The organism is Octadecabacter antarcticus 307 (assembly GCF_000155675.2).
GTDB classification, from domain to species: domain Bacteria; phylum Pseudomonadota; class Alphaproteobacteria; order Rhodobacterales; family Rhodobacteraceae; genus Octadecabacter; species Octadecabacter antarcticus.
In genome coordinates this window covers 3,619,079-3,633,873 of record NC_020911.1, presented here as the reverse complement: position 1 = coordinate 3,633,873, position 14,795 = coordinate 3,619,079, and the positions used below count along the sequence as shown (strand labels likewise).

The window sequence follows — 14,795 nt, the reverse complement described above, 5'->3', positions numbered from 1 at the left end:
TGCCCCCTCCCAAGGGATGCGCCTTTGGTTGGCGACGGATTTGAGTTGTACATGCCAAGATGAAGATGAGCAGTATCTCGTTTCTAAAGGGCAGCATTTTAACGAACAATTAAGGTTAATGGCCCAGTGTCAAAGGGCGTCGATAGCTGGAGAGTGAAGCGACGTCCAAGGTGAAGCCCCGGTCTGTCGTGCAGCGCTCCTCAAACGGAGAACACGCGGCAGTCGGGGTGGAGCACATCTTGCGCTTCATCTTGGCAGATACAACTCTCCCCGAAGGGTCGGGTTGCAACATGCTCTTGCGTCATTTCTTGCGCTCCTCCAATTCGGAATTGAAAATCCGCAGCCGGTGGCCAAACGTGTCTTCGTCAATCACACTGTCGAAGTTTTCGAACAGGAATGACAGCGCCTCACCTTCATCCAGCCCCGCGTCTTTGGCAAAGCGTTTAAGACGGCGGTACCCGTCTTCGGTCATGGCCACCGGAAAGCGACGGGTAAGGCGGAAACGTTTTGGCATGTGACCTCTGATATAGGGGTTGGAGCGGGCGGGGTTAACCCGCACCCACTTTAAAAGTTTGCAGCGTCCAGCGCCATCACCGTGTCGCCGCCGGTGTTGATCCGCGCGAGGTGCATCTTTGTGGCTGGCAATTGGCGCGCCATGTAATAGCGCCCTGTGGCGATTTTGCTGTTGTGGAAATCGGTGTCAGTATCCCCCGCAGCCAAAGCATCAATCGACGCACGCCCCATCTTTGCCCACATCAAACCTAGGCAGACATGGCCCATCATGTGCATGAAATCATATGATCCCGATAGCGCATCGTTAGGATTTTTCATATTCTGCATGAAATACATGCCTGCGGCTTGCAGATCCTTAGACGCAGCTTTCAGCGGCTCTAGAAAATCTGCCTCGAACGCCGCGTCGCCTTTGTTGTCCGCGATGTAGGTTTTGATCATCTCGAAGAACGCCATGACGGTTTTGCCGCCGTTCAGCCCCAATTTGCGACCGACCAGATCAAGCGCCTGAATGCCATTGGTGCCCTCATAGATCATCGTAATACGCGCATCGCGGACGAACTGCTCTAAGCCCCATTCTCGGGTAAAGCCCGATCCACCAAGGGTCTGTTGCGCCAGCACGCAGGTTTCGAACCCCTTGTCGGTCAGGAAACCTTTGATCACAGGCGTCATTAGTGAAATTAGCGCTTCGGCGTCCTCATCACCGTTCTTGTGGCTGCGGTCCATCAATGTGGCGCCCCAATAGGTCAATGCCCGTGCACCTTCGACGAACGACTTCTGGTCCATCAGGTTGCGGCGCACGTCGGGGTGCACGATGATTGGATCGGCAGGTTTGTCGGGCTCTTCAACGCCCGTCACAGCGCGACCCTGCAAACGGTCCCGCGCAAATCCCAGCGCATTTTCATAGGCTACAGCACCTTGTGCATAGCCTTGCAGGCCGACACCCAAACGCGCCTCGTTCATCATCGTGAACATGGCGCGCATGCCTTTGTGCATTTCACCGATCAGGTATCCGGTGGCGCCGTCATAGTTCATTACACAGGTCGCGTTGCCGTGGATGCCCATCTTTTCTTCTAAGCCACCGCACGACAGCGCATTGCGCGTCCCCAATGACCCGTCTGCGTTGACAATGAACTTTGGTACGATGAACAACGAGATACCTTTCACGCCATCCGGACCACCGGGGATTTTTGCCAGCACAAGGTGGATTATGTTTTCTGACAGGTCATGCTCACCCGCCGAAATCCAGATTTTCTGGCCAGAAACCTTATACGATCCATCATCTTGCGGTTCCGCCTTGGTGCGCATCAAGCCAAGGTCGGTACCGCAATGGGGTTCGGTCAGGTTCATCGTACCGGACCATTCGCCCGTCGCCATTTTTGGTAGATACATCGCTTTTTGTGCGTCTGTACCATGGGTGACAATCGCGGAAATATTGCCGTGCGTCAGGCCAGGATACATGTTGAACGCCATGTTCGCAGACACCATCGGCTCCATCGCGGCCGTGTGCATGACGTAGGGAAGCCCTTGGCCGCCGTATTCTTCGGCCAGATCCATCGCCATCCAGCCGCCCTCGGACATTTTGTCGTAGGCTGCTTTGAAGCCGTCCGGCGTGCGCACGACACCATTTTCCAAGCTACAGCCCTGTTTGTCGCCCACCGCGTTCAAGGGGACCAAAACTTCGCTGGCCAGTTTGCCCGCCTCACTCAAAACTGCATCAGTGAAATCACGATCAAGATCCGCATACCCCGGAATATCCATTTCGGAGATATTCAGAACGTTATGCAGGATGAACTGTTGGTCCTTGGTGGGGGCGGTGTAGCTGGGCATTGATGGCTCTCTTCGTGATTATGTGTGGTGGGTCCGGCGGCCGCTTTAGCTTGCGATTGCCGGTATGGGTTCAAGTTTAGCCAGCCGCGCGGCGCCCCAATCCATTTGGGCCTTCAACTCTGCGATAGCTTCGTCAAGTTCGGCACGCTGTTCTTGCATGTCGCTCAGGTGCTTTTGCGCTAGAACGAACGTCTCACGCAGTTGGATTTCTTGGCTGTCGTCCATGTGGTACAAATCAAGCAGCTGGCGGATTTCTTCGAGGCTGAAGCCAAAGCGCTTTCCGCGCAAAATCAGCTTAAGCCGTGCGCGGTCGCGCTTGCCGTATAGTCGTTTCTGGCCTTCACGTTTGGGGAACAGCAATTCCTTGGCCTCGTAGAAACGAAGCGTCCGTGGCGTAACTGAAAATTCCTCGCACATCTGGCGAATTGTCATGGTCTGTTCCGTCATTTCAGTGTCCTCGATGCGTTTCGTGTAACCCGCAGGTGAGGCGTTAATTCCTACCCTACAAGCAAAGGTGACGTAAACGTAAACGTAACGCCGCGTCAAAACGAAGTTTACGAAAGGTCAGCAAAGAAATAGCACGCGTTTACACAATAATCTAAGTGAGAAGAATACAGAAAAGTCCCCCACTACCCTTAATTTATTGGATTTTCGGGTAGTTAATTCCATACTTTCGGATTTGCGCCAAGGCGGGTGCATAATACAAGCACACGCGACTTGGCAGCTAGTGGCGCTAAATTCCTGTCGTTTTGGCTGCGTAAGTGGGTAGGGATGCGCCGATTTTGCCATCGCTATGCTGCACTCAGCCGCCAGCCGAGATCTTTACCCGAGCGTTTTCGCCGTCGCGTCGCGCATCTCTTTCAGCTCCGCCAAGGTTTCGTCCAACTGGTTGCGCTGGTCTTCGAGTTCGCCCAACTGGCGATCCGCCAATTCAAGCCACGTTTTCATCTGTGCTTCGTCGCCCTCGTGTTCACGGATCATCAGCCATTGGCGAATGTCCTCAAGCGGAAAGCCGAATTTGCGCCCGCGCATCACCAACGTCATCCGCGCCAGTTCTTTGGCGCCATAAAACCGCGAACGACCGATGCGTTCCGGCGATAGCAGTTCAATGTATTCGTAATAACGTAACGTGCGCGGGGTCACGTCGTACTTGGCGCACATTTCTTTAAAACTTAGACGCGGTTCGGTCATGGGGTGCCTCCCTTACTTAGCAATAACCCTACGACGCCGCGCCGCGCGGGGCAACGGCACCGATGCTATGACAATTGACACTTGTGCATTGGTCAGGGGCAGGGTTCAACGGGGTCATGACCAGCGAACGCCAAACCAAAATCGCCGCCCAGTTTATCGCAGCATTGCCGCATGCCAGAGCGCTGGGCATGACTTTAACAGAGATCGGCAACGGCCATGCCACCATCACGATGCCATATGATGAACGGCTCGTGGGTGATCCCGAAACCGGTGTGATCCACGGTGGTGCAGTGTCAGCGTTGCTTGATACCTGCGGCGGGGCTGCCGTGATGGTGCATGACAGCTTGCCGGTTGGGACCGCGACGCTTGATCTGCGGATTGATTACATGCGCGCCGCCAAACCGGGCGATACAATCACCGCGCGGGCCGAATGTTACCATGTCACCCGATCTGTGGCGTTTGTCCGCGCCACCGCGATGGACGCCAATACCGACCGCCCTGTGGCGACCGCGACGGGTGCCTTTACGATCCATACGGCCAGCACTGAAGACAAAGTCGATACCAAAACTGGGGGTGACACATGAAGCGCCCCGAACCTGTGCAGGTCGTCAAGCAACGCCGCGACGCCGCACTGCAATCACTTATCCAGAGGGTGCCCTACATTCAGTTTATGGGCATCCGGTTTGATCGGCGCGGCGATGAATTGACTGGCGTAATGCCCTATCAAGACATGCTGATCGGCAACCCGATGTTGCCCGCCTTGCACGGCGGTGCGACGTCTGCCTTTCTGGAAACGACCGCGATCATCGAACTGTCGTGGGCGATGATGTGGGACCGCATGGAAGCGGGTGAAGATGTCGCCAATTTGCGCCTCCCCAAAACCATTGATTTCACCGTTGATTATCTGCGCACGGGCCTGCCGCGTGATGCCTACGCGCGCGCCACGATAAACCGTTCCGGTCGCCGCTATGCCTCTGTGCATGTGGAAGCATGGCAAGACAACCGCACACGGATGTTTGCACAGGCCACGGGGCACTTCCTGATGCCTCAAAAAGATGGCTGACCTTACTCACCGCCGCATCCTGCATGTCGCGGTGCCAGTGGTTCTGGCCAATATCACCGTTCCACTACTCGGCCTTGTGGATACGGGGGTCATTGGTCAATTGGGTCTCGCTGCACCCATCGGGGCTGTCGGTATCGGCGCGATCATCCTCACCGCGCTCTATTGGATTTTTGGCTTTCTGCGTATGGGCACCACTGGCTTTGCCGCACAAGCAATCGGGGCTGGGGACTCGGGCGAAGCGTCGATCATCCTGATCCGAGCGCTGGGCATCGCCGCACTGGGCGGTCTTTCCATTGTTGTCTTGCAATCACCACTGTTCGCACTGGGCTTTTGGCTGTCGCCTGCCAGTAGCGAGGTCGAAACCCTCGCGCGCAGTTACATGGGGCTGCGTGTGTGGTCCGCGCCATTCCTGATCGCGACCTTCGCCATAACAGGCTGGCTGGTTGCCGCGGAACGCACCCGCGATATTCTGGTCATCCAATTGGCGATGAACGGCATGAATATTGGTCTTGATCTACTGTTCGTTCCAGTTTTCGGTTGGGGCGTGCAGGGCGTCGCTGCTGCCACGGTCATTGCCGAAATCTCTGGCTGCGTCCTTGGCCTTTGGTACTGTCGCGCGGCGTTCACCGCCGCCCCGTGGAGCGCCAGTTCTAACGCTTGGGCGCGCCTGCTGGACCCCGTCAAACTCAAACGCTTCGCCTCAGTGAACATAGACATCCTGATCCGCTCCTTGTTGTTGCAAGCGATCTTCATGTCGTTCCTGTTCTTTGGCGCAGCTTACGGTGACACACGGCTCGCGGCCAATCATATCCTGCTGCAATTTGTGTCCGTCACCGCTTACGCGATGGACGGTTTTGCCTTTGCCGCTGAATCCCTCGTCGGCCAAGCGCTGGGCGCACGCCGCCGCTCCGCCTTTCGCCGTGCAACGCTGATGGTGTCGCTTTGGTGCTTTGGTACTGGTGCACTCCTCGCGCTTGTCTTTGCCCTGTTCGGCGGCGCAATCATTGATGCCATGACGACCGCACCCGACGTGCGCGGTGCCGCACGCGACTACTTGATCTATATGGCTCTAACGCCGCTGATCTCCGCCGCACCGTTTATGCTGGATGGCATTTTCATCGGCGCAACCCGGACCCGCGATATGCGCAATATGATGGTGATCTCCACAGCGATCTATTTCGCCACCGCCTTAACGCTGATGCCAATCGCCGGCAATCACGGCTTCTGGATCGCACTTTTGATCAGCTTTGTGGTGCGGGGCGCAACATTGGCTGCGAAATACCCCGCCTTAGAACAAAGCATCGATTCTTAACCCTGTCTTTGTCTTGGAAAATATCCCGGGGAGTCCGAAGGACGGGGCAGAGCCCCTAGACGATATCCAAAACCGCCTCCGGTGGCCGCCCAATTGCCGCCCGCCCGTCCATCATCACAATAGGGCGCTCAATCAGGATCGGATGGGCAATCATCGCGTCGATCAGCTCTGCTTCACCCACCGCGCCCAAATCCAACTCACGAAACACCTTTTCACCCTTGCGCATCATCGCGTCGGCTGTGACGCCAAGGGCGTTGCGCACGGCTACAATCTCCGCCTCACTAGGCGCATCAACCAGATACAACCGCACCGCGGGTTGCAAACCACGCATCTGCAACAGAGCCAAAGTCTCACGCGACTTGGTGCAGCGCGGGTTGTGCCAGATGGTCAGCTGTGTTGGCATCATAGCCAATCCTCGCGCCCCGTTGCGACCGCGTCAGTGACGTTTGCAAATCCATCGCGTTTCAACAAATCATCCAGTCCCCGCGCAATTTCGGACGCCAGCGAAATACCGCCAAATACCAACGCTGTATAAAGCTGCACAGCAGACGCCCCCGCGCGGATCTTGGCATAGGCTTGCGCAGCCGAGCCGACGCCACCAACCCCGATCAATGGAATATCCGTCAAGGTGGACAGCTTCGCCAACACGCGCGTTGATCGCTCAAATAGCGGTTGACCGGACAACCCGCCGCCCTCGCCTTTGTGCCCACTCACCAACCCGTCCCGCGCCAATGTCGTGTTTGTTGCGATGATGGCTGCAACGCCGGAAGCTGCGGCGACGTCCGCGATATCCGCCAAGTCTGCATCGCTCAAATCTGGCGCGATTTTCAGGAACACGGGTATGCTGGCCACATTGGCTGCCATCACCCCGCCCAGCAACGCCTCTAATGCACCCTTGCCCTGCAAATCGCGCAGGTGTTCGGTGTTGGGGGACGACACATTCACAGTTGCGAAATCCACATGGGCGCCGCAATGGGTCAGTACGGATGCAAAATCTGCCGCGCGGTCACCGCTGGTTTTATTCGCCCCAAGGTTCAGCCCGACGATGCGCCCGGCTGGACGCGCGGCCAATCGCGGCCCGATCGCCACCATACCTTGATTGTTAAAGCCGAAGCGATTGATCGCCGCCTCGTCTTGCGTCAGGCGGAACAGACGCGGGCGGGGGTTCCCCTCCTGAGGGAGGGGGGTCGCCGCCCCCACCTCTATAAATCCGAACCCTGTTCGCGAAAGGGCGTGCAGGCTTTCGGCGTTCTTGTCAAAACCTGCCGCCAATCCCACGGGATTGGGCAATTCCAACCCTGCAACGCGGCAGCGCAATCTATCAGACGACACAGGCCCAACGCGGGGCCCAAGCCCTGCGTTCAGCGCCTTTAATGCCAGACCATGCGCGCGCTCGGGGTCAAACCCGCGCAAAACCCGCAACCCGATCCCTTCAAGCACGTTCATGTCAGATCAAGCAGATGGCGTCCGTCAACCAGTGGCATCGGACGCACCCAAACCAGTTCAGATCGCAACACGGGCCGTGCGTAGATATGGGGGAAATCCTGCCCACCGCGTGACGGCTCCCAGACCAGATCGGCCCCGTAGGTGGCGCCATCAAGGGCGACCAGCATTAAGCCCTCGACGCTTTTGAAATGCTTGTCGGCGGTCTCTTGCAGCTGTTGCGCAGTAGACGTGTGCACATAGCCGTCGGCCAAATCTATCGGTGCTCCGGCGAAGCTGCCCGTTGCGTCCAAAGTGGCCCATTGTTCAGCGGTAAGTATTTTATAAATCAACATTTGTTTGAAGTGGCGCGACATTAGGCAAACGTCAAGTGTCATGCACCCGTCATGGGCCCATCACGGGACTGTAACAGGGCGACGTTACGCCACCCGTGCGGCTTGTCTTTGACTCTGTCGCCCGACTGAGGGCAAGCTGTAACCAGAATACCGTGACAAAACCAAATGGGGGCTATTATGCTTACACGACTTCTTACAACGTCAGCCGCGATCACGATGATTGCAGGCGCAGCGGCGGCAGATTATTCGTTGACAATCCTGCACACCAACGATTTTCACGCGCGGTTTGAACCGATCAGCAAATATGATTCCGGCTGTAGCGCTGAAGACAACGACGCTGGCGACTGTTTCGGCGGCACGGCCCGTATGGTCAATATGGTGGCTGATGCGCGCGCGCGCTCCAACAACTCCATCCTCGTGGATGGGGGCGACCAGTTCCAAGGCACGCTGTTCTATACCTATTACAAAGGCGCGATGGCCGCTGAATTCATGAACCTGCTGAACTACACAGCCATGACCGTCGGCAACCACGAATTTGACGATGGCCCCGAGGTTCTGCGCGGATTTGTCGATACGGTGAATTTCCCGGTGCTGATGTCTAATGCCGATATTTCCGGTGAGCCACTGTTGAACGACGCGATCGAGAAATCGACGATCATCGAACAGGGCGGCGATCGCATTGGCCTGATCGGTCTGACACCTGAAAACACGGACGAGCTTGCCTCGCCCGGGCCTAACGTCACGTTCCTGCCCGCCATTGCGTCCGTGCAGGCCGAGGTCGATCGTTTGACCGCCGAAGGTGTGACAAAAATCATCGTGCTCAGCCACTCGGGCTACAATGCCGACCTTGAAATCGCGGCGGCGACAACGGGCGTTGACGTGATCGTTGGCGGACACTCTAACACGTTGCTCGGTGACGACGAAGACGCGGCAGGTCCATACCCCACAATGGTTGGCGACACCGCGATCGTGCAGGCCTACGCTTACGGTAAATTCTTGGGCGAGTTGAATGTGACGTTTGACGACATGGGCGTCATTACTGAAGCCTCAGGTTCGCCATTGTTGATCGACGGCACCATCCCCGAAGATGAAACCGTCAAGGCACGCATTGCTGAACTGGCCATCCCGCTGGATGAAATCCGCAACGAGGTCGTGGCCGAAGCCGCTGACGTTCTGACCGGTGATCGTGCTGTATGTCGTGCGATGGAATGTTCCATGGGCAACCTGATTGCTGACGCGATGCTGGCCCGCGTGGCCGATCAAGACATTGATATCGCGCTGCAAAACTCTGGTGGTATCCGTGCGGACATCGATGGTGGTGAAATTACCAAAGGCGAAGTCCTGACCGTGCTGCCTTTCCAGAACACGCTGTCCACGTTCTTCATTACTGGCGAGACACTGTTAGCGACGCTTGAAAACGCTGCGTCCCAGCACGAAGACGGTGCAGGCCGGTTCTTGCAGGTGGCGGGCATGTCCTACTCCGTTGATGTGAGCATGGAACCCGGTTCGCGTATTTCCGACGTAATGATCGGTGGCGAGCCGCTGGATATGGCCAAGCAATACGGCGCTGTGTCCAACAACTTTGTGCGCAATGGCGGTGACGGGTTTTCCATGTTGCGTGACGCGAAAAATGCCTATGATTTCGGGCCCGATCTGGCGGATGTCACGTCTGAATACCTGCGCGACAACTCGCCGTACCAGCCCTATACGGATGGTCGCATCAACATGAAGTAAGGGGCCGCAGCCTCTATGTCTTAGCCCCGTCACGCGCAATCGTTGACGCATTCCGGCTTTTGGGACACATAGAGGCTTTCGCGATTTATTTCGCGGGGGCCTCTTGATTGAGAAAGCCATTACCGTGTCTCGAACTTTCTCCAAAGCGGTGTGCCGTGGAACAACCAAGGTCGATAAAAGATCCTGCGTGGATCAGGTGCCTTGTTCTTTGGATTGTCGGCACCCAGCCGCATCGCCGGGGTCCGCATTACCGGCGCGGCGGTTCGCCGCTTCGGGACTTTCAGGGATTTGGACGATCCAGGAACCCGCACTGTAGAGACACCTTGGGCCACCTCGGTTGTGCCCTGCCCCGACGACCCAGACGCTACATACTGCCGTGTCTCGAACCAGTTGTAATACACGCGATAGATATTGAGCAGGGCGACCAAGATAGCAGGATTAAATACTGCGCCGTTTATGTAGCTGGGACCGTTTCGACTGCCGCGCCCACCTGCCCGCGCGGTTGGACTGATCCGGCTCCGCACAGAGTTCATAAAAGCGGTTCATACAGGCTGGATTGTGGTGTTCAACACACGACGAGCGAGCGCCTCCCTTAGATCGTCATCAGCTATCTTTTGATCGAAGCCTACCGATTTCAAACGCTTTCGCTATTTTGACCGGAGCACTGGAAAGCCCACCGTCTTTTCGGTCTCACCGTAATGCTGGACAGGCGAGCTGGCCCAGAACTGTGGGAACTGGGCAGATTGAAAGTTGGCGATCGGAAAAGGATGCACCGCGTCCTGGCTATCAGTCTTCACTGCTGGCATTAGCCCTGCTGCGCAGAACCGTCTCAATAGCTCCCATCTCGGAAGCTCTTCGCCTACAATCCGCGTCTGAATCTCACCAAACTCCTCGAACGCCTTTTCGAATTTTTTGATACGGCTTTGGTTCGTTGGCGTAGAAGCTTCCTTGTCGAAGGACATCACAAACCATTCGAACTTGTCCTCCCTAATCAAGTCTCGGAAAATGTGAGGGACAACTCGCACCATCGCAGCTTCTTGTTCGCCAACCAGGGTAATCTTGCCATCTGGCAGCATCTTTCGCAGGCACGCAAGGTGCGCAGCCTTTGTATAGGTCTGTTTAACGACTACCCCCTTGAAACTGCCGCGGTGATCGCGGTTGGTATCTACAAGGCCGAAGTATCCGTTGCGGATCTCATTGAGAACCCGGCGTCGCGCACCTGATTCCCAAAGACCTTGCTGAACATCATCGGGCAGATCAATGCCGCAAGAAATGTCTTCCTCATAGGCCTTCTTCAACTTTTCCTCAAAAACCCGCCAGCTACTATCGGCGCTGGCAAAGAACGCGGCCTCATCAAACCTACCGCTCGGCCTTTGGAAGTGAAGCAATGGGGCGCTCACGACCTTGCCAGACTTCTGGGTGTATTGTTTACGGATATTGCGGGGCTGGCCGGCAACATCGAGGTAGTGCTCTTCGAAGAAAGCAGCAGGATCGACACGCGGGTCGAAGTTGGCATCAATCCGGAAGACATATCCACTGCGGATGTCTGCGCTGACCGAGCAGTGAAGAGGCGTCAGGCGGCGATCAAACCGACTTTCCCAGTTTACTGAAATGACCACATCATCGTGCGCGATGCGCATATGGCTGAACCGGTCGGATGCGTCTTCCTTAGCTTTCCAATCTTGCAGTTTCGCGCGCTCAAACGCGAGCAGGATCTTTTCCAAAAAGAAAATACGACTGTAAATACGGCTCACACCGCATTTCTTGCCCGTATCGGGGTCCGACAAAAGGCGTTGGAGGTCGTTGATACTTGCGCCATTGACCAACTCCCTGAGCAGGCGCACCATTATCGCTCTTCTTCTTTTGTGCCTGATGGTCCAGGGAAACGGAGATACGCGCACCGGGCTGCCCTTTACAGGGTTTATGAATGATCCGGAATCCAGAAGGCTTCGGCCGCTTCCCTCTACGCGCGGGCGCGAGTTTGCCGTGCGTTCCATTGAAGATAAACTCGTCCGGTGCATCCAGATACCGAGCGCCACAACACCCACAGACTGGCCCTTCAAGTAGTCCATTCTGTGTCATCAGCCTGTCGATTTCGTCGAGGAGATGTTCATTCGAGAAAATATTAAACGATACCTCGCAGGTTCGGTTTCCCTTTTGATGATGGCAAATGAGATTTCTCCCGTCATCCCAAGCGTGCGGATCGCCCTGATACTCGAAAACCTGGGATACCCTCGACGCCTTATCATCACCGTCGAGCGTGTATATGCCTTTGCCAGTCGCAAGGGCTGGCAGCTTTATTGATGCGAGAAGTTTGCGTTGAGTAGCATTGCGGCCCTTGAAGGTGGGTAGCGAAAAATCCGGAGCAACACCGTCGTTGTCGCAATCGACATCACCACAAGTATTGAGGTTGATTTCTTCGGACACTGCGGGATAAACTTCACGCAAGTTTAGTTTTGGAACACTCTTGACCATCAGATTTCCTATCTGTCGTTTCGTCAAGATGGCCTCCAAAGCCGAAAGAGATGTTGGTCGTTTCGGATGAAACGGAAACCTTTCGGACATTTTTTGCAATGTGTGGTCGCGGGACACTTCTCCCGCAACTCTTAGTATCTCCTATCTCTAAATGATCTGTAAAATCAAACGCCTACCAAGCAAAAACTTGGTAGGCGTCAGTTCTGTGTCCCAAAAGCCGGAATGCGTCACCAGTCAGCGGGGGCGGGGTTTTTCTTTGCTCATGTCCCACGTCCTGGCTATGATTGGCCCCATGGCCCACCCCCTCGAAGATCTCATTGATGCCCGCATCCGCGCTGCCAAACAGGACGGCGCGTTTGACGATCTGGCAGGGCGGGGCAAACCGCTCCCGCCCGATGACGACCCCGAAAACGCCTTGCTTAACCGTCCGATGCGCGAAAACGGCGCCGTGCTGGAATTCGTATCGCTATCGCGTGAACTTGAACGGCTGCGCGGCGAACTGGCGGGGGTTACAGATGGGGCAAAACGCGCAGATATCCATAAGAACATGTCACTGATGGACGCCAGGATCGACTTTGCACGCAAGGCTTATCGCAGATGATGGGGCAATAAAAGATGTGTGGACGCATGGCCATAACACTGCCGCACGATGCCATGTCGCAGATGTTTGCAGCTGGCCCCGCAAACGATCTGCCCGAGGTGCCGAATTTCAATGTCTGTCCGACAGATCAGGTGGCGGTGATCACCAGTACAGATGGCGCGCGGCAGTATCGCCCGATGCGCTGGGGATTTATTCCGCATTGGTACAACAAGGCGAATGGTGGCCCGCTGCTGATCAATGCCCGCGCCGAAACCATCTCTGAAAAGCCAGCGTTCAAGGCAGCGTGCCGGACCCGCCGTTGCATCGTCCCCGTGTCAGGGTTTTACGAATGGACAAGGTTGGAAGACGGCACGAAATTGCCGTGGTATATCCAGCGCAGCGACGGCGCGTCGATTGCATTTGGCGCGATTTGGCAGGACTGGGGTGATTTGGGTAGCACGGCTGCCATCGTTACCACGGGTGCAAACGACGCTATGGGCAAAATCCATCACCGCATCCCCGTGATTCTTGAACCCGATGACTGGGCGCTTTGGCTTGGCGAAGATGGCAAGGGGGCCGCGACGCTGATGCAGGCCACGGGCGAGGACACGTTGAAATTTCACCGCGTGGAAAGGGCAATCAATTCCAACCGCGCGTCTGGGCCGGAATTGATCGACCCTCTGGATGTTTGAGCCAGATGTTGCGGCAGATGTTTATTTGCTTGGGATTGATCCGGTTTGGCGGCCCTCTAGTCGGCGATTTCCAACCGTGCGCGGCCATTTTCCTGGGCTCTGTAAAGCGCCTTATCAGCAGTGATCAAAGCCGCGTCTAGATCGCCATCTTTGGCTATTTCACACGCCCCGACGGATACTGTAACGGTCGGATGCTGAAGGTCGTCCCCCGAATTGAGAGGGGCCGCATTAAAAGGAAATGGCTGCAATAATTTGGATGTAAGATAACTTTTCCTCCCCGCCCAACCGCCCAACTGCCCAACCGACCGACGAGATCGTCAGATCGGATTGATCTTGCCAAAATATGACTGAGACTTTTGAGGCATTCATCGCCGACAGCATGGCCCCAAGTATCATTCACTTTCTTGAAATGCTCGATGTCCAATATCATCAGCACAGAGAAAGTGGACTTGTCACGCTTACGTTCCGGTCTCTGAACTCTTTTATGCGGCCTTTCGTTCAAATGCCAAGGGGCTTTTACCACCTAGCGACGAGTGCCTGCGCCTTGGATTATAAAATCCGTTGATATACTGGAATATAGCACCTTCTGCCTGACGGCGTGTATCCCATCGGTTACGCCAGATCAGCTCAGCCTTGATGGATTTAAAGAACGTCTCAACCATAGAGTTATCATAACAATTTCCCTTGCCGCTCATCGAGATCTTGAAGCCGTGCTTGGACAGGCGCTTCTGATACTCATTTGAGCAATATTGCGAACCACGATCCGTATGGTGAATGCAATCCTCCGGTGGTTGGCGCAAAGCAACGGCCATATCTAACGCCCGGATTGCCAGATCCTTCTTCATGCGGTTACTGACAGCCCAGCCGATGACGCGGCGAGAATACAGGTCAAGGATGACGGCAAGATACAGCCAGCCCTCACTTGTCCAGATGTAGCTGATGTCGCCAGCCCATTTCTGATTGGGGCCAGTCGCTGAGAAATCTTGATCCAACAGATTTGGTGCGATGTTGAACGTGTGGTTGCTGTCCGTTGTCGCCTTGTACTTCTGGGTTCTGATGATCTTGATGCCATTCTCGCCCATCAGACGTCCGACCCTACGATGGCCCACCTTCAATCCCAATTCTTGCAGTTCCTCGGTCATCCGAGGCCGCCCATAGCTTTGCAGGCTTAAGCGATGCTGTTCACGGATATGAGCTAGGATCACCATATCATCTCGTTGTCGCTGGCTCATCGGGCGAACCCGCCACGCGCGGAAACCACGTGATGTGACCCGCATAACGCGGCACAGAAACTCAACTGGCCATTCTTCTTTCCAGACGTCGATGAAAGCAAACCTCACCGGCTTTGGCCTGCAAAGAAGATCGCCGCCTTTTTTAACACTTCCCTCTCCTCGCGCAGCAGACGGACTTCCTTGCGAAGCCGCGTGTTCTCCTTCTCAACGTCTTGATGCGGTCCTGACATCAGGTCATCGTGTTGATGCTGTTGAACCCATTTGTTCAGCGTCGAAAGCCCAACCCCTAAATCTGATGAAAGTTGAGGCCGCGTTAACCCACTCGTCGTCGCCATGCGCACCGCATCACGCCGAAACTCATCTGTGTATCTCTTTGCCATTCTCTATCTCCTTCATAG

At 55.7% G+C, this 14,795-nt stretch carries 18 protein-coding genes; 6 read left to right on the top strand and 12 right to left on the bottom strand.

What is annotated here, in order from left to right:
• Positions 1–301: 301 nt before the first annotated feature.
• From OAN307_RS18560 to OAN307_RS18545, 4 genes are all read right to left on the bottom strand, one after another.
• Positions 302–514 carry a hypothetical protein gene (locus OAN307_RS18560; RefSeq protein WP_015501101.1) on the bottom strand — a complete coding sequence of 71 codons (213 nt, stop codon included), beginning with the start codon at positions 512–514 and terminating at the stop codon, positions 302–304.
• A 50-nt stretch (positions 515–564) separates the two neighbouring features.
• Entirely contained in the window at positions 565–2,340 is a 1,776-nt protein-coding gene (locus OAN307_RS18555; RefSeq protein WP_015501100.1) for an acyl-CoA dehydrogenase C-terminal domain-containing protein, read from the bottom strand.
• Between the two features lie 45 nt (positions 2,341–2,385).
• A complete protein-coding gene (locus OAN307_RS18550) occupies positions 2,386–2,787 on the bottom strand; it encodes a MerR family transcriptional regulator (RefSeq protein ID WP_044044000.1) in 402 nt (133 codons plus the stop codon).
• A gap of 375 nt (positions 2,788–3,162) precedes the next feature.
• Positions 3,163–3,531: a MerR family transcriptional regulator gene (locus tag OAN307_RS18545; RefSeq protein ID WP_015501098.1), complete on the bottom strand. Its 369-nt coding sequence runs from the start codon at positions 3,529–3,531 to the stop codon at positions 3,163–3,165.
• A gap of 116 nt (positions 3,532–3,647) precedes the next feature.
• Here OAN307_RS18545 and OAN307_RS18540 point away from each other — a divergent pair, with 116 nt between their 5' ends.
• Genes OAN307_RS18540 through OAN307_RS18530 form a run of 3 tightly spaced genes read left to right on the top strand, consistent with a single transcriptional unit; the run spans position 3,648 to position 5,906 of the window.
• Positions 3,648–4,115 (top strand): PaaI family thioesterase, encoded by a 468-nt coding sequence (locus tag OAN307_RS18540; protein ID WP_044043999.1) that lies wholly within the window; start codon positions 3,648–3,650, stop codon positions 4,113–4,115.
• Positions 4,112–4,594 carry a PaaI family thioesterase gene (locus OAN307_RS18535; RefSeq protein ID WP_015501096.1) on the top strand — a complete coding sequence of 161 codons (483 nt, stop codon included), beginning with the start codon at positions 4,112–4,114 and terminating at the stop codon, positions 4,592–4,594. The genes OAN307_RS18540 and OAN307_RS18535 overlap by 4 nt, the downstream gene beginning before the upstream one ends.
• Positions 4,587–5,906 (top strand): MATE family efflux transporter, encoded by a 1,320-nt coding sequence (locus OAN307_RS18530; protein WP_015501095.1) that lies wholly within the window; start codon positions 4,587–4,589, stop codon positions 5,904–5,906. Before OAN307_RS18535 ends, OAN307_RS18530 begins: the two co-directional genes overlap by 8 nt.
• A 55-nt stretch (positions 5,907–5,961) precedes the next feature.
• Here OAN307_RS18530 and arsC read toward each other — a convergent pair whose 3' ends face one another.
• From arsC to OAN307_RS18515, 3 genes are read right to left on the bottom strand one after another with little or no spacing between them, the layout of a single operon-like run.
• A complete protein-coding gene (gene arsC / locus OAN307_RS18525) occupies positions 5,962–6,312 on the bottom strand; it encodes an arsenate reductase (glutaredoxin) (protein WP_015501094.1) in 351 nt (116 codons plus the stop codon).
• Complete coding sequence (locus OAN307_RS18520) at positions 6,309–7,352, bottom strand: quinone-dependent dihydroorotate dehydrogenase (RefSeq protein WP_015501093.1); 1,044 nt, start codon at positions 7,350–7,352, stop codon at positions 6,309–6,311. The genes arsC and OAN307_RS18520 overlap by 4 nt, the downstream gene beginning before the upstream one ends.
• Positions 7,349–7,726, bottom strand: a complete 378-nt coding sequence (locus OAN307_RS18515; RefSeq protein WP_015501092.1) for a DUF952 domain-containing protein — start codon at positions 7,724–7,726, stop codon at positions 7,349–7,351. Before OAN307_RS18515 ends, OAN307_RS18520 begins: the two co-directional genes overlap by 4 nt.
• A 135-nt stretch (positions 7,727–7,861) precedes the next feature.
• Here OAN307_RS18515 and OAN307_RS18510 point away from each other — a divergent pair, with 135 nt between their 5' ends.
• Positions 7,862–9,418 (top strand): bifunctional metallophosphatase/5'-nucleotidase, encoded by a 1,557-nt coding sequence (locus OAN307_RS18510; RefSeq protein ID WP_015501091.1) that lies wholly within the window; start codon positions 7,862–7,864, stop codon positions 9,416–9,418.
• Positions 9,419–9,537: 119 nt separating this feature from the next.
• Here OAN307_RS18510 and OAN307_RS28380 read toward each other — a convergent pair whose 3' ends face one another.
• From OAN307_RS28380 to OAN307_RS30330, 3 genes are all read right to left on the bottom strand, one after another.
• Positions 9,538–9,951: a hypothetical protein gene (locus OAN307_RS28380; protein WP_144055627.1), complete on the bottom strand. Its 414-nt coding sequence runs from the start codon at positions 9,949–9,951 to the stop codon at positions 9,538–9,540.
• A 114-nt stretch (positions 9,952–10,065) separates the two neighbouring features.
• Positions 10,066–11,172 carry a hypothetical protein gene (locus tag OAN307_RS26990; protein WP_245540893.1) on the bottom strand — a complete coding sequence of 369 codons (1,107 nt, stop codon included), beginning with the start codon at positions 11,170–11,172 and terminating at the stop codon, positions 10,066–10,068.
• Complete coding sequence (locus OAN307_RS30330; RefSeq protein ID WP_245540892.1) at positions 11,117–11,893, bottom strand: hypothetical protein; 777 nt, start codon at positions 11,891–11,893, stop codon at positions 11,117–11,119. The genes OAN307_RS26990 and OAN307_RS30330 overlap by 56 nt, the downstream gene beginning before the upstream one ends.
• A 292-nt stretch (positions 11,894–12,185) precedes the next feature.
• Here OAN307_RS30330 and OAN307_RS18500 point away from each other — a divergent pair, with 292 nt between their 5' ends.
• Positions 12,186–12,494: a DnaJ family domain-containing protein gene (locus OAN307_RS18500; protein WP_044044963.1), complete on the top strand. Its 309-nt coding sequence runs from the start codon at positions 12,186–12,188 to the stop codon at positions 12,492–12,494.
• Between the two features lie 14 nt (positions 12,495–12,508).
• Complete coding sequence (locus tag OAN307_RS18495; protein ID WP_015501088.1) at positions 12,509–13,165, top strand: SOS response-associated peptidase; 657 nt, start codon at positions 12,509–12,511, stop codon at positions 13,163–13,165.
• A gap of 154 nt (positions 13,166–13,319) precedes the next feature.
• Here OAN307_RS18495 and OAN307_RS31425 read toward each other — a convergent pair whose 3' ends face one another.
• Both OAN307_RS31425 and OAN307_RS18490 read right to left on the bottom strand, forming a co-directional pair.
• Positions 13,320–13,595: a diguanylate cyclase gene (locus tag OAN307_RS31425; protein ID WP_083903094.1), complete on the bottom strand. Its 276-nt coding sequence runs from the start codon at positions 13,593–13,595 to the stop codon at positions 13,320–13,322.
• Between the two features lie 52 nt (positions 13,596–13,647).
• Positions 13,648–14,777 (bottom strand): IS3 family transposase gene (locus OAN307_RS18490; RefSeq protein ID WP_085982882.1). Its coding sequence is split into 2 segments (ribosomal slippage): positions 13,648–14,543 and positions 14,543–14,777, totalling 1,131 coding nucleotides; the frame shifts between segments, so codons are not numbered across the junction.
• Positions 14,778–14,795: the final 18 nt, after the last annotated feature.